Consider the following 23,568-nt stretch of genomic DNA (forward strand, 5'->3'; position numbering starts at 1 on the left):
CCTTAATGACTACTGATAGCTGTCCTCCATTATCTTTGCTTGCTCATCTGCGTCACGAACTCCGTACGCCGATTAATGCCATTATTGGTTACAGTGAAATGCTGCTTGAAGAATTGGAAACAGAAGATACAGCAGCTTTAAGTGCAGAATTACAAGTCATCAGAGAAAATGGAGTTCAGTTGTTGGCATTGGTCAATACTCTTCTTAACTCTTCTCAATCAGAAAATGACCAACTTAATCTGAGTCTCTCGGTTCTAAGTCAAATTACTCTTCAATTAGAAATACCTGCTCAAACAGTTATTAATTGCAGTGGACAACTTTTAAAACAAGCAGACAGTGAGTTTGTCTGCGATCTCAATAAAATTTATACTGCTGCCGAAAATTTCCTCAAAATCTTGGCTGAGCTTCCTAATTTTTCTCAACCACAATTATTAATTAACCAAACTTATCCTCTTTCTTTATCACAGTCAAAACCTGCGAGCAATTCTGATTCAAATTCTGTAATTTCCTTAACCAACCAATCTGAAGGAAAGATTTTGGTGGTAGATGACAACCCAACTAATCGCGATTTACTTTCTCGTCAGATCAAAGCACAAGGTTATCAGGTAGGCACAGCAGCTAACGGACAACAAGTCTTAGAACTGATCCAAACAGGAGAATACGATTTAATTCTTTTAGACATTATCATGCCAGAGATGGATGGTTATCAAGTTTTAAAATCTCTTCGTGATAGTCAATGGCGATATATTCCTGTAATTATGATTTCGGCTCTCGATCAAATTGATAGTGTGGTCAAATGTATCGAAATGGGAGCAGAAGATTATTTAGCCAAACCTTTTAATCCAGTGCTGCTAAAAGCACGTATTAGTGCTTGTTTGGAGAAAAAAAGACTACGAGATCAACAAGCGCGTTATTTAGAGCAATTAGCTCAAGCTAATCAAGAAATTACGAACTTAAATCAACGTTTGCAAGCAGAAAATATTCGCCTTAGTGCTGAATTAGATATTACTCGACGTTTACAACAGATGATTTTGCCCAAAGAGCAAGAATTGAGTCAACTTGATGAGTTAGATATTGCTGGTTTTATGGAACCGGCCGAAGAAGTGGGTGGAGATTACTATGATGTTTTGCATCATGATGGCAAAGTTAAAATTGCGATCGGTGATGTGACTGGACATGGACTCGAAAGTGGTGTTCTTAGCATTATGGTACAAACTGCCGTCAGAACTTTGATGGAAAATAACGAAACAGATCCGATCAAGTTTTTAGAAACGCTCAATCGCACAATATATAAAAATGTTCAACGAATGAATTCTGATAAGAATTTGACTTTTTGTTTAATCGATTATCAAGCCGGTCAGTTAAATTTGAGTGGACAACATGAAGAGATTATTGTCGTCCGCGCTGGTGGTGAAATTGAGCGAATTGACACAGTTGATTTAGGTTTTCCACTTGGATTAGAAGAAACGATCGCTGATTTTATTGTTTCTGCTCAGATCAAGTTAAATGCCGACGATGTAGTTATTTTGTATACCGACGGTGTGACTGAAGCTGAAAATACATTGGGGGTGCAATATGGTTTAGAAAGATTGTGCAATGTAGTTAAACAAAATTGGTACAAGTCTGCCAATACAATTAAACAACTTGTGATTGAAGATTTACGTTTATATATAGGCGGACAAAAAGTTTATGACGATATTACTTTGGTTGTTCTTAAACAAAAGTAACTTGCTAATTAAAATGTAGTCACTAAGTAAAAACATTAGCTTTTATGAATTGTCAATCTACAATTAATATGGATCAGGTATTTGGAGATTTTCTGGAAAATTTACCTTCAAGTCAAGAATATTTAATAGTAAGTTTTTCTCCTAGTTCTGTATCGTTACAACAAAGATGGCGCAATAACGGTTTATCTGCTGATTTTTTAGCAGATTATCTCAGTAGTTTTCTGGCTTGTAATGACCAAGAGTCTGATTCTTTAATCAAACAAGTGGAAGCTAAGGATGCTATTAGTTATATTGCTAATGAGTTGTTAGAAAATGCCATGAAATATACTAATCAGTTATCTTCAGCACCTATTAGTATCCGAATTTGTTTAATTGAGCAGAAAATTATTTTTCAAATTACTAATAGTATTCATTGTCAAGCGGTTATTAAGTTTCAAAAATACATCAAAGAGTTGCTTTCTTTTGATCCTTATGAATTATATCTTCGTAAGTTAGAAGATAACAATACAGAGGAAAATGCAGCAGTATCTGGTTTAGGATTTTTAACGATGGTAAATGATTATGGTGCAAAGTTGGGCTGGAAATTTGATAGCTTTGATGAGCAATCTGAAGAAATGACAGTAACTACGATGGTGCAATTGGCAATGTAATTTAATTGATTTTATATTTATCTTAAAGACTAAAAACTTCCCTTAAAAATATTAATATTTAGTAATAGTAAAAAAAAATCCAATGGAAATTAAAACCGAAGACTATTGCGTAAGTTATGATCCTCTGACTACTGCCATTTTTTGTCAAGGATCACTTAGACTTAATGGAACGGAGGAGTATTCTCCTATTTTGCAGTTGCTTTACGATGTAGTTGAAAAAGAACCAACAGAACTTACTCTAGATCTAAAAAATTTAAAATTTCTCAATAGTTCGGGAATTAGTATGCTCTCGAAATTTGTAATTGAAGTACGTAAAAAAAGAAATATTCAAATGAATGTAATTGGTTCAAAAGAAATTACCTGGCAAAGTAAATCTTTAAAAAATTTACAGAGATTAATGCCTTCTCTTAAACTCGAATTAAACTAAAGCATGATTAGAGATTACTCGAATCAAGACTTTCTAATTCTCCAGGAGTTTGAGGTAGATGTAAACCGCATTCTTGTTTAAGTCCACGAAAACGAGTATCACGTTCGTGAGAATCATCTGTTGTTAAAGGACGACTAGAATGCCAATCACCTACTGTTACGTAGCCTAGGTCAAAATAAGGATGATAAGGTAAATCGTGAGTGGTGAGGTATTGATAAATATCGCGAGAATGCCAGTCTAAAATTGGATAAATTTTGTAGCGATTTTCCTGTTGACTGATAGGAGCTAAGTGTTGACGATGTTTAGTTTGCTCTCGACGTAATCCAGCTAACCAAGCTGCTGCATTTAATTCTGTTAAGGCTCTTTGCATTGGTTCTACTTTACGTAGATAATCATAGCGATTGAAAGCTTCAACATCGTTTTGTTCCCAAAGTTTTCCGTATAATGCTTCCATGCGAGCAGGACTAATAGAAGATTGATATACTTTGAGATTAAGGTTTAATCTAGTAGTTAATTCTTCAGCAAATTTGTAAGTTTCAGCAGGTAAATAACCGGTATCTACCCAAATAACGGGAATATCAGGAATAACTTGAGTGACGAGATGTAACATTACTGCTGCTTGAATACCAAAACTGGTACTCATTACCAAGCGATCGCTAAAAGTCTGATTTGCCCATTTGATCAATTCTGTTGCGTCTGCGTTGGCTAATTGTTGATTAATGGTAACTAAATCTAACTGTGGTTGTTCGATAGTAATACTTGTCATGAATTTAGACTCTAGTGTAATTAACTTGGTACCGATACTGTTATTGTTGTAGAGATGATTAAAAAAACATTGTATCAGTTGATTCGAGATCAAGCTCGTTACTATTTTAATTGAAGTTGGAATTTTTACCGTTCTATTCTAATTTTGATGGAGTTTACTAGAAGCTATGGTTTGAATGTGCTTTGGTAAAGCTGAAATTGCCAGATAAATATAGGTTAGTTATGTTTGATTATAGGTAAAGTCACAGTAACTACAGTACCAATTCCTTCTTCACTTTGAAACTCAATTGTGCCTTTTTGAACTTCTACACATCGCTTAACAATTGCTAAACCCAAACCCGTTCCAGGTATTCGGCGAACATTACTACCACGATAAAAAAACGTAGATAAATGTTTCAATTCATCGGCTGGAATTCCTATTCCTTGGTCTTCGATTCTAAACAGTGCGATTTCCCCCTGTTTAATTACTTCAAATTTAACCATACTATGTTTAGGGGAATATTTTAAGGCATTAGTTAATAAATTACCTAAAATATGTTGTAATAAATTTTCATCCCAAATTGTATCCTGAAAATTTCCGTCAATTGTAAAAATAATTTGATTTTGTTGCTCTAAATTAAGCTGTAATTTCTCAAGCAGATTACGGCAAAATAATTCTAAATTTAAATTTTTGGGTTGATAAGGTAATTGTTCTGAATCTGATTTACCAATAAATAGTGCTTCTTCTAAAAGTTGAGCCAAGTTTTTACCTGCGGAAAGAATGTGTTGCAAAAGCATGAGTTTTTTTTCTTCAGGTAATTCATACTTGTTTTGTTGTAATAAACCCGCAGAAGCGATAATCGTAGTTAAAGGGTTACGAAAATCATGAGAAAACATCGCCACAAAATCGGATTTAAATTGATTAATTTTTTGAGCTTTAATTAATTGAGCAGTTTGTTCCCGTATTTGATGCTCTAAAACTTCATTTTCTTCTCTTAAAACTTCAGCAACTCGTTTGCGTTCAATTGCATATTGTAAAGAACGAACCAATCCTTCAACATTAATACTACGTTTAACTAAATAATCTTGCGCTCCTTGTCTGACTGCTGCGATCGCTAGTTGGTCGTCATTAGTATTAGTCAAAACTACCACTGGTAAATTAGGAGCTTGCTGAATAATCGACTTTAAAGAATCCAATCCTTGACTATCTGGCAAAGTTAGATCGAGTAAAATGACATCAAAACAACTTTGCTGCAATTGTTGGAGAGCTTCTCCTAGTCTTTTGACATGAACTAAATTAAACTGATTAAGACCGAAACTTTTGAGAACTTCATGAAGCAGTCTTGCCTCTGCTAAATCGTCCTCTACCAACAAAATTTTTACTGCATTTCCAGGCATACGTTTATACTCTTGCTATTACTCCTGGATTTTAAAACGCTTTCAATTTCTATTCTAGGTTAATTATCTTTTATTCAGAAGGTAGAGTTACGGTAGTCAACCAAAATTCTTCAATTCCTTTAACAATTTTGAAAAGTTCGTTTAAATTACGAGATTTAGTAATGTAGCAGTTGACGTGCAAGTCATAACTTTGAATCACATCATCTTCATTTTTAGAAGTAGTTAAAACAACTACAGGAATTCGCTTTAATTTGGGATCGGTTTTGATTTCAGCTAAAACTTCTCGACCATCTTTTTTGGGCAGATTGAGATCAAGTAAAATTAGGTCGGGACGAACAGCATCAACATATTCACCTTCTTGGCGTAAATATGCCATAGCTTCCACCCCATCCCTAACAGCTACGATTTGATGTGGTACGGAACTATTTTTGAGGGCTTCTTCGATTAAACGAATATCGCCTCGATTATCCTCAACTAAAAAGATAATTTTACAGTTTTCGTCCACTTCTACGGTCACGATCGCGTCCTCCTACAGGAATGGTAAAGTAAAATGTTGCTCCTTTACCTAATTCTGATTCTACCCAGATGTTTCCGCGATGACATTCCACTATTTTTTTACAAATGGCTAAACCCATGCCTGTACCTGGGTATTCATCTCTGGTATGAAGACGTTGGAAGATCACAAAAATGCGGTCGTGAAATTGGGGATCAATGCCAATGCCGTTATCGGTAACGGAAAATAGCCAAGCATCTTCAAGTCTTTCTGCACCAATATGAATTCTGGGAGATTCTTGACTGCGGAATTTGATCGCGTTACCAATCAAGTTTTGAAACAGTTGCATCAATTGCGTTCCATCAGCCATTACTGTTGGCATAGGTTCGCAGGTAATTACCGCATTGTTTTGTTTAATTCTTCTTTGTAAATTGGTAAGAGCTTGTTCTAAAGCAAGATTTACATCAGTTAGAGTAAATTCAATTCCTTGTAAGTCAACTTTGGAGTAAGCTAAAACATCATCGATCAAAGTTTGCATTAAGCTTACCCCTTCAACTGCAAAACCAATAAATTCTTTGGCATCTTCGTCTAGATTTTCGCCGTAGCGCATTTCTAGAAGTTGGACATAATTAGAAACGTGATTTAATGGTTCTTGTAAGTCGTGGGAAGCGACATAAGCAAAGCGTTTTAATTCTGCGTTAGAACGTTCTAAATCTTTAGCGAGTTGAGCTAATTCATCTGCCTGACGAAGAATGATATTAACGATCGCTTTTCGTAATTCTAAAGCAGCCGTAATTTCCACTGCTTTCCAGGGTAAAGATTTGAGACGAACGGTTTCTTTCCACAATTCAAAGGATTTTCTCGGCGAAAGTTTGATTTTTCCGTCGGTGTGTTTAGTTTCGTAAGCTTGATTCGGATCGCCTCCCCAATTAACTGTTTGAATTACTTCTGGTCGAAACCATAAAACATAGTTACGTTGAGAAATGGGAATGGCTAGTAAACCACTGGCAACATCTTTGTATTTATCGGCATCAGCGTAAAGACGAGCCAGAGAATCAGTACAAAATACCTCTTCTTGAATATTATTTCTGAGCCATTGTACTAGATAATTGAGGTCTTCTTCAGAAGGGGTTTTGCCAATCAGTGTCCAGTTACCACCATCACAAATAGCTGCTCCTTGAGCATTGGTAAGATCGAGTAAATTAGGGTCGCCTTTGACCAAACCATCGACGAAATTATCAGATTCAGCTACATAATCCATCAATTTTGAATGAATATAAGCAAGTTTCATCCGATAGTCATAGTCTTCCGTTTCTTCTTTGGTGGAAATTTCTGAAAAAATTACTCTGCCTAGAAATTCACAAGCTTTCCGTAACTCGTAAGGAACGTGTTTAGGAGTTTGATGATGACAAGCAATTAGACCCCATAATTTTTGGTCTTTGATCAAAGATATCGTTAAAGAAGCTCCGACTCCCATGTTATGAAGATATTCTAAATGACAAGGAAAAGCACTGCGGAGAATTGAATGAGTTAAATCTAGAGGGCGATCGCTAATAGGATTGATAGCTGGAATCATTTCCACTGGTTGGGTCTGAGCATCAGGAATTAAGCGAATCCAATTATAACTAAACAATTTTCGGGCTGGTCGCGGAATATCCGACTCTGGATAGTGTAAACCTAAATAAGACACTAAATCGCTTCGTTTTTCTTCAGCAATAACGCTACCGTGATCGTCTTCATCAAATTTATACAACATGACACGGTCAAAACCTGTCACTTTACGAACTTCTCTAACAATAATTTGACAAAAATCGTGAAGATTAGTAGTTTTTTCTAATTGAAAAATTGAAGCTCTAGCTAAATGGTAAAAACTCAAAAAAGGAATATTTTCTTGAGCTAAGGCTGGTTCTAATTCTAAAATTAATAAATTATCGCTATTGCGATGAAAAACTGCATCAAAGACAACAAAATCATCTCCTTTAGTCCTTGCCCAAACTTTAGTAGGATTAATAAAATCAAAATTTTCTGCGGTCAAATTAGTTTTTAGTTGTTCTACCTGAAAAGAATCTAAAATTTCTTCAAGTTTTTGCCCCAAAACCTCGTGAGGATCTCGATTAAAAATAGTAGCAATATTTTGACTAACTTGGATAATTTCTAAATCTGGTTCAGATAGAACAAAAAGCACTCCGTAAGGCTGAATTTGATTAATAATATGAATTGGTTCTTGATCCAATTTTATTAAATTTTTTGATTTTGTATCCAAATTCATTGCTGTCATGATAAGCCCCTACTATCTAAGATAGTCGTGATTTGAGGCAATTCTTGCTTTAATAAAATATTTAACTAGTTATTAGTCTTTTGCTTCCAATAGAAAATTTTGATGCTTAATAAATCTGTAAAAATCTAACTCTACTCCCAACAAATAACAGCAAATCTAGTTAAACTTAAACAGTTAATTCAGACAAAATACCAAATTTTCTCTTGCTAATGTTGCGTATCCTACAGACTAAATTTAAATATCCTACTAACTTTTAAGAACTGCTATTGAGCATTTAAGAACATTTGGCTAGTCTAGTGATTGGTTGTAAAGATTATCATGCAATTCTTAACTCTTCAAAATATCTTCTTTAAATTTTGCAAGTTTTGACAACTGAGTAGATCGACTCATCAGCATCTTTTGCTCGAACAATATATGATCATTTACTCTTCATTACATAATCTTTCTTTGTACTGCTAGATCTGCTATGACTACTATTTCTAAAATTTGTTGATAGTTAATTTTGCCTTGTTGATTACGGGGTAAACAATCAACTGAAAACCAAAGTTTAGGATGTTTATATTTACTCAATTGCTGTTGTAACTTTTGTTGAATTAATTTTTCTGAAACATCTAATTTGCTTGGTACATATACCGCAGTCACCACTTGTCCCCAGTGACAATCTGGTAAACCAATCACACAAACATCTTTAACTAAACCAGTCGCCAAAATTGCTGCTTCTACTTCTAAGGGAAAAACATTTTCTCCACCAGTAATAATTTTTTGACTGCTTCTACCTATAATATGAAGATAACCTTGTTTGTCGAACCAACCGAGGTCATCTGTATTAAGTATTTGATTGGGATTGAATTGAGGATAATAACCCCAAGAAAGAGAGTTACTTTTAATAAAAATCTGTCCAATTTTTCCGTTTATTAGTAATTGTTGATTGTCGTCAATTATAGTTACCTGGGCATGGGGTAAAACTTGACCATTACTATTATTTCCTGCTAAAAAATCTTTTGGTTGAAGAGTGACAATTTGAGAGGCAGTTTCGGTCATTCCATAACTAGGTGCTAACGCAATTCGATATTTTCTTGCTCGATCTAATAAAGATTGCCAAGCCGGTGCGCCTCCTAACAATACTGTTTGAAAAGAAGCTAACCAATGAGGATTAGACTGTAAAAGAAATTGTAATTGAGTAGGAACAAGAGAGACAAAAAATTCTTCAAGATCAATATTAGGTTGCTTGCCTTGTTTTAGGTTTTGATAAGGAAAAATAATTAGTTTTCCTTTGGTAAGAAAAGAGCGCATCAATTGCATTAAACCACTAACGTGATAAAGAGGTAAAAGGCAACAAGAATTAATAGTTTTGATTTGAAAGTATTGACAAAATCCTTGAACTGAAGCGGTTAAAGTTGACCACGTATGGATAGCAAAACGAATTTTTCCTGAGGAACCTCCCGTCGGAATCATAATTAATGAAGAATTATTTGGAGTAGATAAACTTGTTTTGATTTTTGATTGAAAGATATTTTTAGGATTATCTAAATTCTGATTTTTTGTTGATTGTTTTTGCCATTCATGTAAAAGTTTAATTTTATTTTCTATCCATATTAGATCGGGGTCAACTAGCTCAAAAACTTGTTGCCATTCTGATTTTTGCCAATCAGGATTACACAGAAAAATATAATTGTTAGTAATAATACTCGCAAAAAAACTAGCAATAAAACTTCTAGGATTTGTTTCGGCTAATAAAATATTTAAAGGTAGCTCTTTCTTTGTTTGTAATTGCTTTAATTGAATAATTTTTTGATTAGTTAAATTTAAAATTGCTTGAGCTTCCCAACCAATTAACCAATCTTGTTTACTTTGTTCAATTAAATCATTCCATAACTGCTGATTCATCAAGATAAACTAGCAATAACTTTAATACCATACTCTTCTTCAAAAACTACTTTTTTATAATCTAAGCTCCAAAGTTCTAAAGCACAATCATCACCTAATTCTGAGGCAATTAAATTTAAATAAAGAATTTTGGTATCTTGGTTGTAAGTACATTTTACTTTTGCGATCGCGCCTTTCTGGCGACGGTCTAATGCTACAGCTAAACGCAAAATTGCACTTAATTGTTTAATAATTAATTGAGATTCTTTTGATGGTATTTTTTGATAAGCTTCGTGTTTTTTCTTTGGTTTACTTTTACGATGATAACGAGCAATATTAGCAATTAATTCTAACTCTAATTCATTGAAACCTAAAATCTCAGCATTACGAATTAAATAGTAAGAATGTTTGTGATGGGATGAATGACTAATATAAATGCCACAATTGTGTAAAATTGCTGCACTCCAAAGTAATTCCCTCTCCAAACTGCCCCAATTATGTAGAATTTCTTTGGTTTGATCGAAAATACTCAGAGCAAAATTAGCTACCCGTTCGCTAAAATCTAAATTAACTTGATATTTATGGGCAATTTTATAAATATTTCTTTCTCTAACTTCATTTTGGTAACGCAGACGATTATTAATCAAGCCATGAGTTAGCATCCAATCGACAATCATTCCTTCTCGTAGCGATCGCTCGGAAATGGTAATTGAGTCGAAATTAAGCATTGTCATCACTTCTAATAAAATAATTGCCCCAGGAACAATGATTTCCGCTCGTTTATCAGAAATTCCGGGTATGGCAAAGCGTTCCTGATAAGTCATCCCTGCTAATTTTTTGACGATCTCTTTTAAGTCTTTACGACTCAATTGATAACCATTGAGGGGGTTGGGGGCTATACCTTGTTTTTCTAAAGCATGAACTACAGCTAAGGTTTCAATCGTACCCGATGTACCAATCAGGCGAGGTGTTTCATTTAATTGCAAATTCTGCCAAATTTCTTCAACGGAACGTTCTAACATTCCTCGTACATAAGCACGCAAATAATTCAATTCAATTTCACTAATCGGATCGCTATGAACAAATTCTGCCGTTAAACGGACAGCCCCGATTTTAGTACTACTTAAAAAACGAGGTTCGTGAATATCTGCTAAAACCAACTCCGTCGAACCACCCCCAATATCCACAATCACATGAGGATGTTCGCCAAAATCCATTCCTGACAAGACACCAAGATAAATTCTCCGCGCTTCTTCTTGCCCAGAAATAAGATTTACAACAATTCCTAATTCTGATTCAATCTGTTGTAAAAAAGCTTGTCCATTACGCGCTTCTCTTGTCGCACTAGTTGCTACAGCAATAATTTGTTCAGCACGTAGACTATGAGCTAAATCCTTACAACGTCGTAAAGCAGCCAAAGCACGAGCGATCGCTTCAGGAGTCAAATCACCAGTCTTCGGATCGCGATCTCCTAACCTAACGGTATCTTTTTCTTTAGCTATAATACTAAAAGCTGGTAGATGCGGTTCAACTTGTACAACTACCATGTGAATAGAATTAGTCCCGATATCAATCGCAGCAATAATTGGTTTACGCAAACCGTTGCCATTAAAACTAGGTGATTGTTCAGTCTTAACTTGAGAGATGGAATTAACCATTTTAGCTTAGAGATTTTGTTAAAAGCGTCGCGGATAAATATATTTACAGAAAAGATCACGTTATGGTAATGAGGCAATCAAATTACACTCTTACCACTTGCGAAGAAAAATATTAGAAATATATTCTCACGGAATTATCAGCAAATATTATCTAATTAATAAAAATCTTTTTTGTTTCAAAAGAAGCTCAATTATTTTAAGTAATCATTGACTAAACGCGATCGAGAGCGAAGCTGTCCGCGAAGTGCCTCGCGCTTGAGCGAGATTGCTGCTTGACTAACCTTTCCAAATCTAAACTTTAAACTGAGGCAAAATCTCTTCTTCTTGACAACCAGCTTCAATCCAAGACTGCATTTCTGGCATTTGCCAAATTTGCTCGGCATAAGCTTGTGAAACCCTATCCAACTGTACTCCATAAGTAACAAAGCGAATTACTACAGGAGGCTGAATAAGCATTGATTTTCTTAACTATAATTCTCTATAGTTATTCATTATGGTTAAGTTTAGTTGTATAGAGTTAAAGAGTTTGCCAAACTAATTAACAAATCGCCATCGACACTAAGAAGATGGGACAGAGAGGGTAGGCTTAAACCAAGTCGCAGTACAGGTAACCAAAGGTACTATACAGACGAGGATTTAAGGCTAGCTCTAAATATAGATTTACCTAGAACAACTGGTAAAACAATAGTGTATTGCCGCGTATCTTCTAAAGGTCAGTCGCCAGAATTAGCTAATCAAGTACAAGCTATGGAGCAATTCTGGTAATTGTCAAGGTCTTCAAGTAGATGACTGGATTAAAGAAGTCGGAGGCGGTCTTAACTTTAAGCGTAAGTTATTCTTAAAACTAATGAAACAAGTACGTATGGGTGAAGTTGAAACAATCATTGTAGCCTATAAAGACCGTCTCCGTCGCTTTGCTTTTGACTTTGTAGAGGAATTTGTTAGTTGGTATGGCTGTAAAATCCTTGTTGCTAACTGTGAGTCTTTATCGCCTCAGCAAGAAATGGTTGAAGATTTAATGGCTATTATCCACACTTTTAGCTGTCGCCTTTACGGTCTTCGTAACTACAAAAAACAATTAAAAAAAATAGTCTACTCTTCTTTGGAAAATCCAGATAAATAAGGCTAAACTTTTTCATATAGACAAGTTTACGCTTCTAATGTTTGCAGTTAAAAGGAAATTAAAACTCAATAATAAAGAGAAAACCGTAATGGCTAAACAGGCTGGATTCTCCCGTGTTGTTTATAACTATGGTTTATCTTTATTCTGGGATTCTTTAGACTGCAAGGCATCAGATAGCAAACGATTAGGTGAGATTAAAAAGTGTCTGACTAATATAACTAAGAAGCGGTCAGAGTACGCCTGGATGAATGAAATGTCGTCTAGAGTTTACCAGAACGCTTTTAGGGACTTAGCTAGTGCTTTTAAGCGTTGGCGTGAAGGTTTAGCAAATAAACCCACGCAGAAGTTAAAGAAGCATGGGCAATCATTTACAGTTGATAGTTCTAATGGTGTAGTTTTAGTTCCAGAAGGTAAAGTAATAAAAATACCAACGCTTGGAACATTCAGACTACAAGAACCATTAGCTGAAAGTTATATCGCTCAGACTTTTACTATTAGTTATAAAGCTGGTGATTGGTACGTATCTTTTGCAGTTAAAGCTGAAAGAATAGCACCAATCGTTCATGAAGTTTATGATCAAACAGGCATCGACCTAGGTGTCACCTGCTTTGCCACATTATCAGATGGGACTGAAATAATAGCTCCTAAGCCATTCAAACAAGCGAAAACCAAGCTGGCTAAATTACAATATCGAGCTAGAAATAAACTGTTAGGTAATAAAAAGCAGGGGATTAAAGCCTCTAATAATGCCAAGAAATACTTTCAGAAAGTAACTAAATTACACGCGAGAACGGCTAATATTCGGCAGGACTTTTTACAACAAACTACTACCAACTTACTGCGTAAGTACCATACCTTGAGAATAGAAGACCTTAATGTTAAAGGTATGATCGCTAATCGTAAGTTAGCATCTGCCATTAGTGACTTAGGATTCTATGAATTTCGTAGGTTATTAGAATATAAAGTTAGCTGGTACGCTGGTTTTGTAGAAATAGTTGATAGATGGTATCCAAGTAGTAAGCTTTGTAGAAAGTGCAATGAAAGGCATACTGAATTAAAGCTGAAAGACAGACTGTTTATATGTCCTACCTGTAATCATACTGAATCGCGAGATTTACAGGCAGCGATTAACCTAGCTAATACACCTGAAGAATTTATAACAACTAGGATAGGTTCTATCCGAAGTAACGCCTGCGGACTAGATAGTGCCGACACTTCTAGGATGAAACAGGAAGTAAACACTATAGTGGATAGCTATAGATAAGTTTTATGGAACAGCAAACATCGCATCAGCAATAGTAAAATTTCAAAACAAAAAATCACCTTCAAAACCGAATTTTTGCCGACAATCTCGCCAAATAAAAGTAATTCTGGCAATATCTACTGCTACTTGCGGATTCATTCCTTTTCCTGGTAATCTAGCTCGACAATTCATCGGCATTGAACTACGTAGATTTAAAAATCCTGCGTGCATTTCGCTACTTACTGAACGAGCGATCGCCCTTGCCGTAGACTCTTGAGGTAAAATATTACTATCAAAGTTTTCCGCTAAATATTCACAAATAGCCAAAGATTCCCAAACAGTAATTTCGCCATGATGTAGAATTGGAACTTTTCCCGCTGGAGAATGTTGCAGTAATTGTTGTTTACTATTTGGTTGATATAAAGGAATCCGAATTTCCTCAAAATCCAAACCGATCTTTTTCATTACTAACCAGGGACGCAATGACCAGGAAGAATAGTTTTTGTTCCCTATAATTAATGTAAGCTTAGTCATGTATCTTATGAGTTGGTAGTTATTCGCTTAAGTTAAAAATTACATGATTACTATTGCTTTACCCAAAGGTGCGTTGTTAACTGATAGCATCGAATTATTTAAACAAGTTGGTTTAGATTTTAGTGCGTTTCTCGATAAAAGTAATCGTCAATTACAAATCAGCGATCCTACCAACACCGCTACTGCTTTATTGGTTAGAGCGCAAGACGTTCCCGTTTATGTAGAATATGGACAAGCTCAGTTAGGTATTGTTGGTTATGATGTTTTGCGAGAGAAACAGCCAGAAGTAGCCAACTTAAGCGATCTAAAATTTGGTTATTGTCGGATGTCGGTAGCTGTACCAAAAACGAGTAGTTATCGTAGTTCGGTAGAATTACCGCCTAATGGTAGAGTAGCCTCGAAATTTGTTAACTGTGCGAGGGAATATTTTCGCAAAATAGATTTACCGATAGAAATTGTACCCTTATCTGGTTCAGTAGAATTAGGACCAATTACAGGTATGTCTGAGGCAATTGTTGATTTAGTCTCAACAGGAAAAACTTTAAAAGAAAATGGTTTAATTGAAATTGATATTTTGTACGAGAGTACAGCTAGATTAATTGCTCATCCTTTGAGTTATCGGCTCAATCAATCTGAGTTACACAATTTGATTACTAAAATACGCAGTTTAATTGATTCTTAACTCAAGATAGCGTTTCTTATTCTGGTGAGGTACATTAACAACTGAGACATAAGGTAGTGCGCTTCGCTTGTGTTAATGGTTGATTATTCATCCAATTAGTAATTAGTAACTGGTAACTGCTATAAGTTACTAAGGCGGGTTTGATTCCCGCTTTTTTTAGTTGTTAATTAGAAACCTCTGCCATTTCAATGACGCGATCGTCATAATCTTTAACTAAAAAGTTTAATGGTTTATCACGTCGAATTTTATATCGTAAACGTCGTGCTTGTATTCTTAACAAAACTTCTTCTAAACAATCATGGTCAAAACAAACGTGACGTTGACGACTTTTAGTCCCTAGGCTAGCACCTGAAATGACGTGGAGTTGAGTATTTTTTTTGAGTTGATACCAAAGTCCATCCGAAGCACCCAAACTAGGATTAGTCGCAGTTGTTGACATATATAGAGGATCGATCGCGCCTGCGCCTAGTGTTTGTTCATAATTGTAATAGTACTGTAGCGGTACATCAGCAGTTGGTAGATCTAATAGACCTTCATAAAATTGTTGGGCAACTTTGAGATCCGAAACCATGATTGTATAAACTTTGGGCGCACTACTAAGAAACATCCACATTGCGCCAGCATAGGCCACCAATAGCATTACCATAATGCCTTGAGTGGAAAATAAACTATCTATGGGGATAGATGGTAAAAATGCACCGAAATAATTAGTCATCAACAGGTTAAAAGTCACAGTAGCTATTGTCATCGTCAACTTCTGATTAGAATTTTAATTGTTTTCGTTGACTGACTATATTGTACCTATTTAGATTTTAATTACGAAAAATTAGTTCCAAACGTTGTTGAGATTTGGCTAAAGCGGTTTGGGGTGTTTCTTTTCCTAGTAGAACGGCTTCGATCGCTCTGCCCAAATTTTCCGAAAGACGATTATATTGGGGAATAATTGGACGCGATCGCGCTGTTTTCATCTGGTCTAAAAATACTTTTAAAACAGGATTTTGAGCAATAAATTGTTGATATTCTCTACTTTGTTGAGATTTGAGATTAATAGGTAAATAACCTGTTTTTAATGCCCAATTAGTTTGAAATTCTTCACTTAAAATATATTCTAAAAATGTGAGGCAAGCTTTTTCTCTTTCAGAAGTAGTTTTAAATACAAATAAATTTTCACCACCAATTACCGCAGCTTGAGTTTTATTAGCAGGAATAGGAAATACACCATAATCTGTGTTTGTTTCTTGCAATTGTCCTAATGTCCAAGGACCAGTTATCTGCATCGCTGCTGAACCCGCTAAAAAACTATCTAATTCGTATCCTCTTTCTGGTGCAGATAAAATGGCGAGATTTTCTTGAACTAAATCTGCACCAAATTGTAATGCTTCAATCGTACCTTGATTAACTAGATTAGGTTGATTTTCTGTTAATAATTCTCCACCTGCACTATAAATAAAAGGCAACCAAGTAAATACTGTCCATTCTCCTTTGCCTAAAGATAATAAAATACCATGTTGATCGATACGGCGATCGCCATCAGTATCTTTGGTTAATTTTTGTGCTACTTGTTTCAACTCTTCCCAAGTCTGGGGTAGATCATTAATTCCTGCTTGTGCAAATAAACTAGGACGATAAAAAATGGCTGCATTATTAGTAGCAAAAGGAACGGATAAAATATGCCCATTTAGTTCCATCGAAGGAAACATTGCTGGATCAATTTCTTGGCGAATCGGGGAATTATTTAACCAGTTTTCTACAGGGAAAAGAGCGTCTAACTGAGCTAATTTACCTGTAATTTGAGGCACAAACCACAACAGATCTGGTGGTTGTTCACTAACAGTAGCAGCAAAAATCTTAGGTAGCTGGGCATCCGGTTGACCAATATATAATGCTTCTACTTCTATATCTGGGTGAGTTTGATTAAAGTTGCTCACTAATTGATTAAAGACATCCCGATTTTCTGGAGGATTAATTCCGTGCCACAGAGTTATGTGGACAATGTTGTCGTTAGTTTTAACTTGGCTTTGACAACCAGTAATTAAAAGCAGAAAGAAACTTAAAAAGCTACTAATAAGTAAAATTTGGCAATTTTTTTTAGTAGATTTAATCTTGAGATTAGCTAAAAATTCAAGGAATGACATAACTAGATTAGAAGAGATTACTTCTGGCGAAAGCAAGTTAAATTCAAGCGATTCTCTTCTTGCTGATTAAAAACTTAGAGTGGAAATCGCTAAACTTTAGTTCGGTTTTACTGCTTTCTATTAACTACTGGGACTTGTACTATAAAAACAATAATATGACAATACTTATCAAGATATATTTGATATTTGGGTATTAATAAGAGCAGTGTGAAGTCCGAGGAGGTCGAATAATAGTGAAGACGTGGTTACTGAAAACGCTTAGTGATATTTTCAATCGCTATCAAAAGATCGAGGAAAATTCTTTGACGATTGAGTCTTCTCTGACAGTAACCAGTCAGCAGTTAGAGCAAAATCTCAATGAACAAAGAAAATTAGCCGAATTAAAAGCTCAAAGAGAATGGTTTGGCGCGATCGCAACTGTCGAAAAAATCCTTTTATCTAAACTAAAACAAAACAATTGCCTTAATCAAACAAAACAAGGATTAATTTTTTCTGCTCCTGTCCCCATTTTAAGTAATTTAGCTGTTGTATCTCACTTTCATACAGGAGTTTTTACGCCTGATGCTTTTAATCCCAGAGCGTTGATGCCTTGTGCTGCTGAGACAAAAATCGAACCAACTCCTGAACCTTGCTCAATTTTAGAATTACCCTTACTTCCCAACGATCCCATCGCCTTAGAACAATTTTGTTTGATTTTAACCAACGAGTTTGGGTTGGTAATGGTTTTGGGAGAAGATGAAAAAGGTCTTCCTACCTTTCATTTTTCCTTTGAACCCGAAATAATTCAACTAACTTGGGCAACCTTGCGATCGCGATTAGTTTTGGCTAATTATCATCAATTATCAAAATTAGACCGTTTAGTTCGGCAATTTACTCCCCCAATCCCTGATTATCGCTTAGTTAGTCATTTTAGCCGTCAATTACTCAAACATTTACCCGATTTAACTGCCTTAGCAATCAGTAAAACTAAACCACAAGAAACGGTTACTCATCCTGAAGGGGAAGTGCTGGAATACAAAACTAACTTTTCTACTCCTACCGTTAGTAGTCAGTTAGAAATGGACTTGTTACAAGCTCTTACCCACGAAATTCGGACTCCTCTGACTACCATTCGTACCTTAACAAGACTGTTGCTGAAAAGGAAAAAAGATTTTCAACCTAATGTAATTCAGCGTCTACAAACAATCGATCAAGAATGTACGGCACAAATCGAACGAATGGAACTGATTTTTCGTGCAGCAGAATTGGAAGCAACTCCTCCTACTAACAAACCAGTTAATCTAGTACCTTTTTCCCTCGAACAGATCTTTCAACAAACAATTCCTCGCTGGCAACAAGAGGCAAAAAAACGAAATGTTGAGTTAGAAGTAACTCTACCCAAAAAATTACCTAATATTGTCAGCGATCCTGCGATGCTCGACCGAGTTTTAACAGGATTAGTAGAAAATTGTACTCGCAATTTACCTACAGGCGGACAAGTTCATGTCAAAGTTTCCACTGTGGGTAACCAACTCAAACTGCAAGTCTTATCTCAAGCTAGTCTTTCGAGTAATCCGCTCAAATCTCTCGGTCAATTATTAATGTTTCAACCCGAAACTGGATGTTTAAGCTTGAATTTGGATGTAACTAAAAATATTTTTCAAGCTTTAGGTGGAAAATTTACTGTCAGACAAAGACCAAAACAAGGAGAAGAATTAACAATTTTCTTACCTTTAGGCAGTTCTGGTTCAGTTTAATAGTTTTGCCTTTAATTGTCACTCAACTCTGCTAATGCAATTGGTAGCGATACTTTAAAGATCGAACCTTTTCCTACTTTACTGCTGACCGCAATTGAACCACCACATTTTTGTACGAGTTGTTGAACAATAGTTAAACCTAAACCTGCACCAGAAACTTGTTCGTTTTCTGTGCTTCTAATTCGATAAAAACTATCAAAAATCTTAGTTAATTCTTGAGCATCTATTCCTATACCTGTATCGCTTACCGCTAGTTCAACAAATTCATTATTTAAACTAGCTTGAACGAAAACTTTACCTTGAGCAGGAGTAAATTGAAGACTATTATTTAGTAAATGAATAATGATTTGCCTAAGCCAAGAACTAGGACAAGCTACAGCAGGTAAATTATTAGGAATAGTATAGCCTAATAAAATTTGTTTTTCTTGGGCTAAGGGTTGATAGGTACTGACAATTCCTGGAACTAAATCTTCCAGCTTAACTGAGTCCACCTCAAAAGGAATTTCTAATTGTAATAATTCCAGCAAACCAGAAATCAAAGAATTTTGACGATCGCATTCGTAATCAAGTATTTCTAGATAACGTTGACGTTGTTCTCCTTTGATTTGTTTTGATTCTAGTAAACTCAAAGCAGTTTTCATTCGAGTAATTGGCGAACGTAATTCCCGCACTAATTGATTAAGAAATTCAGATTGTATTTCTACAAATTGAGCAAAAGTGTTAGTTTTACTTTGATTGTTAGCTAAATAATTGAGAGAATTGTGTAAAGTTTCTGTATATTCTATTTGTTTACGTAATAAATCAGTAATTAGTTGAGTTTCTTCTCCATTTTCATTATAATTTTTGTTTGGTTCAGGCAAGGTGATTTGATTTATTTCTGGTTCATGAATTAACTGATTTAGTTCATTAATCACAGTTTTAATTAAACTTGATTCAAAACTTAAAACTGCTTTTAAGTAAGGTTGTTGGACTCTTTTATTGTTTAATTCTGTCGAGATTTTTGCTTTTTGCCACTGAGCCAAAATCAAACAAGATAACTGAGGGGAAACTACAATCAGAAAAGATTCTTTTTTGAGCCAAGCATTATTAACAATTTTGATTGGTGTAATCTTAGTTGTTAAGTGACTCTCCGGCAATAAAAAAGCTGGATGATTTTTGGAGCTACCATACCAATAAATATGTTTAATATTATCTTGTTGTAAATACTTTTCTATTTCTCCTAACCAAGTTTTAGTCTGAGGTAATTTGAGCCAAATTTCTGTTGAGATTTGTCTTTCTTTTAAAAGCTCAAGAGTTAAAGTTAAATAAGATTGAAAAATATTCGGACTAATTAATAATTCTTGCCAGGAATTAGATGCTTGTTGAACTAGTTGATAAACGGATAATCCGTGGACAGTAAAAGAAGAACTCATGTGTGTAACAGTTATTATGGTTGAGAAATGTCAATACCAAAAAATACTTAATCTGAGCAAAATATGGTATGAGTTGTAGAGTGCAAGAATTATAACTATCTTAGCCGAAGATATTTAAAGACAACAGTTAATTGTGGCAATTACTGATTTTGCCAATGCCTCTAAATGATAGCCACCTTCTAAACCGAATAATAAACGGCGAGTAATTGACAATAAAAATTTGGTTAGTACACCATAATCTTGAGGTTGTAAAGCAATTTCTGCTAAAGGATCTAAAACATTGGCATCGTATCCTGCACTAACAATTAATAAATCTGGTTGAATTTTAGTTAAAAAAGGTATTACTTGTTGTTCAAATGCCGATTGATATTCGATAATCGTACTGCCTGCTACCATTGGGATATTAAGCACATTTTGATGTAATCCGCGATCGCTTGCTTCCCCCGTGCCTGGATAACAGGGATACTGATGTAGCGAACAATAGGCAATTTGAGGATTATGTTCGACAATTGCTTCTGTCCCGTTACCATGATGAACATCCCAATCAAGAATTGCAACTCGATTAATTCCTGGTTGTTGTAAAGCGTAATTAGCTGCGATCGCAGCATTAGAAAAAAGACAAAATCCCATTCCTGTTTCAGAGGTAGCATGATGTCCAGGGGGACGTGCCAAAACAAAAGCAGGATTATTGTGATTCAACACTAGATCTACTCCGTCTAACCAAGCACTAACCGCGAGTAAAGCAATGTCGTAACTACGAGTTGAAATAGGAGTATCTAAATCTAAATAACCACCTCCACTTTCGGCAATGTGTTGTACTATCTCAATATATTTCTGAGTATGAATTGCTTGGATATAGGGTAAGACTTCTCTTTCAGTGACGGGGGTTGGCAGTTGCCAGTTTATTTGATCATGCCAAGCAACTTGTTGTAATGCTTTGACTATCGCGTTAAGACGAGCAGGTTTTTCAGGGTGACCATAGCCTGTATCATGTAAAAGAAAGTCTTCTGAATAAATTACTGGAAACATAATTAATCTAGTTCAAAAGTTTAAGAGAGCTATCTTTCTTTAATATTTACTTTGTTCTTCTCTTCTTACTATTTATTTTTTTCAATCCTTCATCTGTTTTTATTGAGTGACAATTTACCTAGTTGACTGGGATCAAAATAAGCTTAATTTTAGCTCTAATAAATTGCTAGCGATCGCTTTTTTAAAAAATTTAGATCATTTTATTTATATTAATTATGACTTTTACTTCTAATTCTGTTCCAGGTTGGCAATTTTGGATTGATCGCGGTGGCACTTTTACAGATATCATTGCCAAAACTCCTCAAGGTAAAATTATTCTCCACAAATTACTTTCAGAAAATCCCGAACAGTACACTGATGCACCAATCCAAGGTATTCGATATCTGATGGGCATTGCCAAAGATGAACCAATTCCCACAGCAGAAATTCAAGTAATTAAGATGGGTACAACCGTTGCGACTAATGCACTTTTAGAAAGAAAAGGCGATCGCGTTGTTTTAGCTATTACCAAAGGTTTCAAAGACGCGTTACGGATTGGTTATCAAAATCGTCCCGATATTTTTGCCTTAGAAATTATTCTGCCAGAAATGCTTTATGAAACAGTTGTCGAAGTCGAAGAACGTTATGATGCTCAAGGTAATGAATTAATTCCCGTTAATACTAGTACAGTTAGAAAAGATTTACAAACTGCTTACGATGCAGGGATTAGAAGTTGTGCCATCGTGTTAATGCACAGTTATCGCTATCCTCAACACGAATTAATTGTAGGCGCGATCGCTCAAGAAATTGGATTTACTCAAATCTCGATCTCTCATCAAGTCAGTCCTTTAATTAAACTGATTAGTCGAGGCGATACTACCGTAGTTGATGCCTATCTTTCTCCCATTCTGCGTCGTTATGTTAATCAAGTTAAAAATCAATTGCATCATCCCAAACTGATGTTTATGCAATCTAATGGGGGATTGGTAGATGCCGATTTATTCCAAGGTAAAGATAGCATACTCTCTGGACCTGCGGGTGGAATTGTTGGTGCAGTCAAAACTTGTCAGATGGCGGGATTGAATAAAATCATCGGTTTTGATATGGGAGGCACATCCACCGATGTCAGTCACTTTGCAGGAGAATACGAACGCAGTTTTGAAACCGAAGTTGCAGGAATTCGATTGCGATCGCCAATGATGTCTATTTACACTGTTGCTGCTGGTGGTGGTTCGATTTTACAGTTTGATGGCAGTAGATATAGAGTTGGCCCTGAATCTGCTGGTGCCAATCCCGGTCCTGCTGCCTATGGTAAAGGAGGTCCTTTAACCGTCACTGATTCTAATGTCATGATTGGCAAATTACAACCAGATTTTTTTCCTCAAGTATTTGGTAAAAATGCCGATTCTTCTTTAGATTTAGCAATAGTAAAACAAAAATTTCTCCAACTTGTTGAACAAATTGGTGACCATCGCACACCCGAACAAATTGCTTCTGGTTTTTTAACTATTGCTGTAGATAATATGGCAAATGCGATCAAAAAAATCTCTCTTCAAAAAGGTTATGACGTTTCCGAATATACTCTTTGTTGTTTTGGTGGTGCAGGAGGACAACACGCTTGTTTAATCGCTGATGTTCTAGGAATCAAACAGATTTTTATTCATCCTTATGCAGGAGTTTTATCTGCTTATGGAATTGGTTTAGCTGATCTTAGAATTATTAAAGAAAAGTCGGTAGAAGCTCAATTAACCGAAGAATTATTAACAGAATTAACCAATGTTTTTTCTAAATTAATTAAAGTGGCTAAAGCAGAATTAAATCAACAACAAACCCAAGAGACAAAAAAAATTAAAATTTTACAAAAAGTTCATCTTAAATATCAAGGTACAGACTCAAGTTTAATAGTTGATTTAGATAGTATCCAACAGATGAGAACACAATTTGAACAGACTCATCAACAACGCTACGGTTTTATGATTGAAAACAAAGCTTTAATTGTTGAAACAGTTTCTATCGAATTAATTTGTCCTACCTATCAACCAGAGGAAATTGAAATTCAACCAACCAGAAACACTCCACTTCAACCAACTGCTACAGTAAAAATCTACACTGCCGATACTTGGTATGATACCCCTGTTTACGACCGAGAAAAATTACAACCAGGAGACATGATTAACTCTCCAGCTATTGTTATTGAACCCACAGGAACTAACGTAATTGAACCAGGTTGGCAAGGAAAAATCAGCGATCGCAATGATTTAATTTTACAAAAAATTTAATTCTTCATTAAAACTTAATAATTTTGTTTCTATTTACTTCTTATGCTTTTCAAGCTAAAGGTTGAGCATATTCCTTCACTATTGCTCAACATAACCTTTTTACTTTTTACTTTTTACTTTTGTACAGACGTAACATGTTACGTCTCTACTTTTTACTTGATTCCATTAGGGACTG

The 23,568-nt window shown here is 35.3% G+C and carries 19 protein-coding genes and 1 pseudogene; 8 read left to right on the forward strand and 12 right to left on the reverse strand.

Annotated elements, in window-relative coordinates:
- Positions 1-5: 5 nt before the first annotated feature.
- From STA7437_RS20590 to STA7437_RS20600, 3 genes are all read left to right on the forward strand, one after another.
- Entirely contained in the window at positions 6-1,727 is a 1,722-nt protein-coding gene (locus STA7437_RS20590) for a SpoIIE family protein phosphatase (protein WP_015195320.1), read from the forward strand.
- Between the two features lie 68 nt (positions 1,728-1,795).
- Positions 1,796-2,377, forward strand: a complete 582-nt coding sequence (locus tag STA7437_RS20595) for a DUF6272 family protein (RefSeq protein ID WP_150109095.1) — start codon at positions 1,796-1,798, stop codon at positions 2,375-2,377.
- A gap of 82 nt (positions 2,378-2,459) precedes the next feature.
- Positions 2,460-2,804, forward strand: a complete 345-nt coding sequence (locus STA7437_RS20600; RefSeq protein WP_015195322.1) for a slr1659 superfamily regulator — start codon at positions 2,460-2,462, stop codon at positions 2,802-2,804.
- A gap of 7 nt (positions 2,805-2,811) precedes the next feature.
- On the opposite strand, the gene cysH is transcribed toward STA7437_RS20600, so the two are convergent.
- From cysH to STA7437_RS26675, 7 genes are all read right to left on the reverse strand, one after another.
- Entirely contained in the window at positions 2,812-3,570 is a 759-nt protein-coding gene (gene cysH, locus STA7437_RS20605; protein ID WP_015195323.1) for a phosphoadenosine phosphosulfate reductase, read from the reverse strand.
- 215 nt (positions 3,571-3,785) lie between these two features.
- Positions 3,786-4,946: a hybrid sensor histidine kinase/response regulator gene (locus STA7437_RS20610; RefSeq protein ID WP_015195324.1), complete on the reverse strand. Its 1,161-nt coding sequence runs from the start codon at positions 4,944-4,946 to the stop codon at positions 3,786-3,788.
- A 70-nt stretch (positions 4,947-5,016) separates the two neighbouring features.
- Positions 5,017-5,463: a response regulator gene (locus tag STA7437_RS20615; RefSeq protein ID WP_015195325.1), complete on the reverse strand. Its 447-nt coding sequence runs from the start codon at positions 5,461-5,463 to the stop codon at positions 5,017-5,019.
- The gene (locus STA7437_RS20620) at positions 5,435-7,717 is read right to left on the reverse strand and encodes a sensor histidine kinase (protein WP_015195326.1); all 2,283 of its coding nucleotides are present in this window, start codon (positions 7,715-7,717) and stop codon (positions 5,435-5,437) included. The genes STA7437_RS20615 and STA7437_RS20620 overlap by 29 nt, the downstream gene beginning before the upstream one ends.
- Positions 7,718-8,149: 432 nt before the next feature.
- On the reverse strand, positions 8,150-9,604 hold the full coding sequence (locus STA7437_RS20625; protein ID WP_015195327.1) for a 2-succinylbenzoate--CoA ligase: 1,455 nt from the start codon (positions 9,602-9,604) through the stop codon (positions 8,150-8,152).
- Positions 9,604-11,241, reverse strand: coding sequence for a Ppx/GppA phosphatase family protein (locus tag STA7437_RS20630; RefSeq protein WP_015195328.1), 1,638 nt, complete (start codon positions 11,239-11,241; stop codon positions 9,604-9,606). The genes STA7437_RS20625 and STA7437_RS20630 overlap by 1 nt, the downstream gene beginning before the upstream one ends.
- A gap of 291 nt (positions 11,242-11,532) precedes the next feature.
- Positions 11,533-11,697, reverse strand: a complete 165-nt coding sequence (locus tag STA7437_RS26675) for a glutathione S-transferase family protein (RefSeq protein WP_171815465.1) — start codon at positions 11,695-11,697, stop codon at positions 11,533-11,535.
- 51 nt (positions 11,698-11,748) lie between these two features.
- Between STA7437_RS26675 and STA7437_RS20640 the strand changes: the two are divergent.
- Positions 11,749-12,364: pseudogene (locus tag STA7437_RS20640) on the forward strand (IS607 family transposase).
- 37 nt (positions 12,365-12,401) lie between these two features.
- Positions 12,402-13,628, forward strand: a complete 1,227-nt coding sequence (locus STA7437_RS20645; protein WP_015195329.1) for an RNA-guided endonuclease InsQ/TnpB family protein — start codon at positions 12,402-12,404, stop codon at positions 13,626-13,628.
- A 42-nt stretch (positions 13,629-13,670) separates the two neighbouring features.
- Here STA7437_RS20645 and STA7437_RS20650 read toward each other — a convergent pair whose 3' ends face one another.
- Positions 13,671-14,141: a glutathione S-transferase gene (locus STA7437_RS20650; protein WP_083856874.1), complete on the reverse strand. Its 471-nt coding sequence runs from the start codon at positions 14,139-14,141 to the stop codon at positions 13,671-13,673.
- A gap of 43 nt (positions 14,142-14,184) precedes the next feature.
- Between STA7437_RS20650 and hisG the strand changes: the two genes are divergently transcribed.
- Complete coding sequence (gene hisG / locus STA7437_RS20655; RefSeq protein WP_015195330.1) at positions 14,185-14,823, forward strand: ATP phosphoribosyltransferase; 639 nt, start codon at positions 14,185-14,187, stop codon at positions 14,821-14,823.
- Positions 14,824-14,986: 163 nt separating this feature from the next.
- On the opposite strand, the gene STA7437_RS20660 is transcribed toward hisG, so the two are convergent.
- Complete coding sequence (locus tag STA7437_RS20660; RefSeq protein WP_015195331.1) at positions 14,987-15,571, reverse strand: hypothetical protein; 585 nt, start codon at positions 15,569-15,571, stop codon at positions 14,987-14,989.
- Positions 15,572-15,635: 64 nt separating this feature from the next.
- Positions 15,636-16,958 (reverse strand): ABC transporter substrate-binding protein, encoded by a 1,323-nt coding sequence (locus tag STA7437_RS20665; RefSeq protein WP_015195332.1) that lies wholly within the window; start codon positions 16,956-16,958, stop codon positions 15,636-15,638.
- 233 nt (positions 16,959-17,191) lie between these two features.
- Here STA7437_RS20665 and STA7437_RS20670 point away from each other — a divergent pair, with 233 nt between their 5' ends.
- Entirely contained in the window at positions 17,192-18,694 is a 1,503-nt protein-coding gene (locus STA7437_RS20670; protein ID WP_015195333.1) for a sensor histidine kinase, read from the forward strand.
- Between the two features lie 11 nt (positions 18,695-18,705).
- Here the strand turns inward: STA7437_RS20670 and STA7437_RS20675 are convergent, their stop codons facing one another.
- Complete coding sequence (locus STA7437_RS20675; protein ID WP_015195334.1) at positions 18,706-20,106, reverse strand: ATP-binding protein; 1,401 nt, start codon at positions 20,104-20,106, stop codon at positions 18,706-18,708.
- 114 nt (positions 20,107-20,220) lie between these two features.
- Positions 20,221-21,135 carry a histone deacetylase family protein gene (locus tag STA7437_RS20680; RefSeq protein WP_015195335.1) on the reverse strand — a complete coding sequence of 305 codons (915 nt, stop codon included), beginning with the start codon at positions 21,133-21,135 and terminating at the stop codon, positions 20,221-20,223.
- A 215-nt stretch (positions 21,136-21,350) separates the two neighbouring features.
- Between STA7437_RS20680 and STA7437_RS20685 the strand changes: the two genes are divergently transcribed.
- A complete protein-coding gene (locus tag STA7437_RS20685; RefSeq protein WP_015195336.1) occupies positions 21,351-23,393 on the forward strand; it encodes a hydantoinase/oxoprolinase family protein in 2,043 nt (680 codons plus the stop codon).
- Positions 23,394-23,568 lie beyond the last annotated feature (175 nt).

It is taken from the genome of Stanieria cyanosphaera PCC 7437 (assembly GCF_000317575.1).
GTDB classification, from domain to species: Bacteria; Cyanobacteriota; Cyanobacteriia; order Cyanobacteriales; family Xenococcaceae; genus Stanieria; species Stanieria cyanosphaera.

Excerpts from the sequence above, each read along its gene's own strand:
- STA7437_RS20650 (WP_083856874.1), bottom strand. The coding sequence starts at position 14,141 with ATGACTAAGCTTACATTAATTATAGGGAACAAAAACTATTCTTCCTGG.
- STA7437_RS20625 (WP_015195327.1), bottom strand. The coding sequence starts at position 9,604 with ATGAATCAGCAGTTATGGAATGATTTAATTGAACAAAGTAAACAAGAT.
- STA7437_RS20620 (WP_015195326.1), bottom strand. The coding sequence starts at position 7,717 with ATGACAGCAATGAATTTGGATACAAAATCAAAAAATTTAATAAAATTG.
- STA7437_RS20645 (WP_015195329.1), top strand. The coding sequence starts at position 12,402 with ATGTTTGCAGTTAAAAGGAAATTAAAACTCAATAATAAAGAGAAAACC.
- hisG (WP_015195330.1), top strand. The coding sequence starts at position 14,185 with ATGATTACTATTGCTTTACCCAAAGGTGCGTTGTTAACTGATAGCATC.
- STA7437_RS20595 (WP_150109095.1), top strand. The coding sequence starts at position 1,796 with ATGGATCAGGTATTTGGAGATTTTCTGGAAAATTTACCTTCAAGTCAA.
- STA7437_RS20665 (WP_015195332.1), bottom strand. The coding sequence starts at position 16,958 with ATGTCATTCCTTGAATTTTTAGCTAATCTCAAGATTAAATCTACTAAA.
- STA7437_RS20600 (WP_015195322.1), top strand. The coding sequence starts at position 2,460 with ATGGAAATTAAAACCGAAGACTATTGCGTAAGTTATGATCCTCTGACT.
- STA7437_RS20680 (WP_015195335.1), bottom strand. The coding sequence starts at position 21,135 with ATGTTTCCAGTAATTTATTCAGAAGACTTTCTTTTACATGATACAGGC.
- STA7437_RS26675 (WP_171815465.1), bottom strand. The coding sequence starts at position 11,697 with ATGCTTATTCAGCCTCCTGTAGTAATTCGCTTTGTTACTTATGGAGTA.
- cysH (WP_015195323.1), bottom strand. The coding sequence starts at position 3,570 with ATGACAAGTATTACTATCGAACAACCACAGTTAGATTTAGTTACCATT.
- STA7437_RS20660 (WP_015195331.1), bottom strand. The coding sequence starts at position 15,571 with ATGACAATAGCTACTGTGACTTTTAACCTGTTGATGACTAATTATTTC.
- STA7437_RS20630 (WP_015195328.1), bottom strand. The coding sequence starts at position 11,241 with ATGGTTAATTCCATCTCTCAAGTTAAGACTGAACAATCACCTAGTTTT.
- STA7437_RS20685 (WP_015195336.1), top strand. The coding sequence starts at position 21,351 with ATGACTTTTACTTCTAATTCTGTTCCAGGTTGGCAATTTTGGATTGAT.
- STA7437_RS20675 (WP_015195334.1), bottom strand. The coding sequence starts at position 20,106 with ATGAGTTCTTCTTTTACTGTCCACGGATTATCCGTTTATCAACTAGTT.
- STA7437_RS20590 (WP_015195320.1), top strand. The coding sequence starts at position 6 with ATGACTACTGATAGCTGTCCTCCATTATCTTTGCTTGCTCATCTGCGT.
- STA7437_RS20610 (WP_015195324.1), bottom strand. The coding sequence starts at position 4,946 with ATGCCTGGAAATGCAGTAAAAATTTTGTTGGTAGAGGACGATTTAGCA.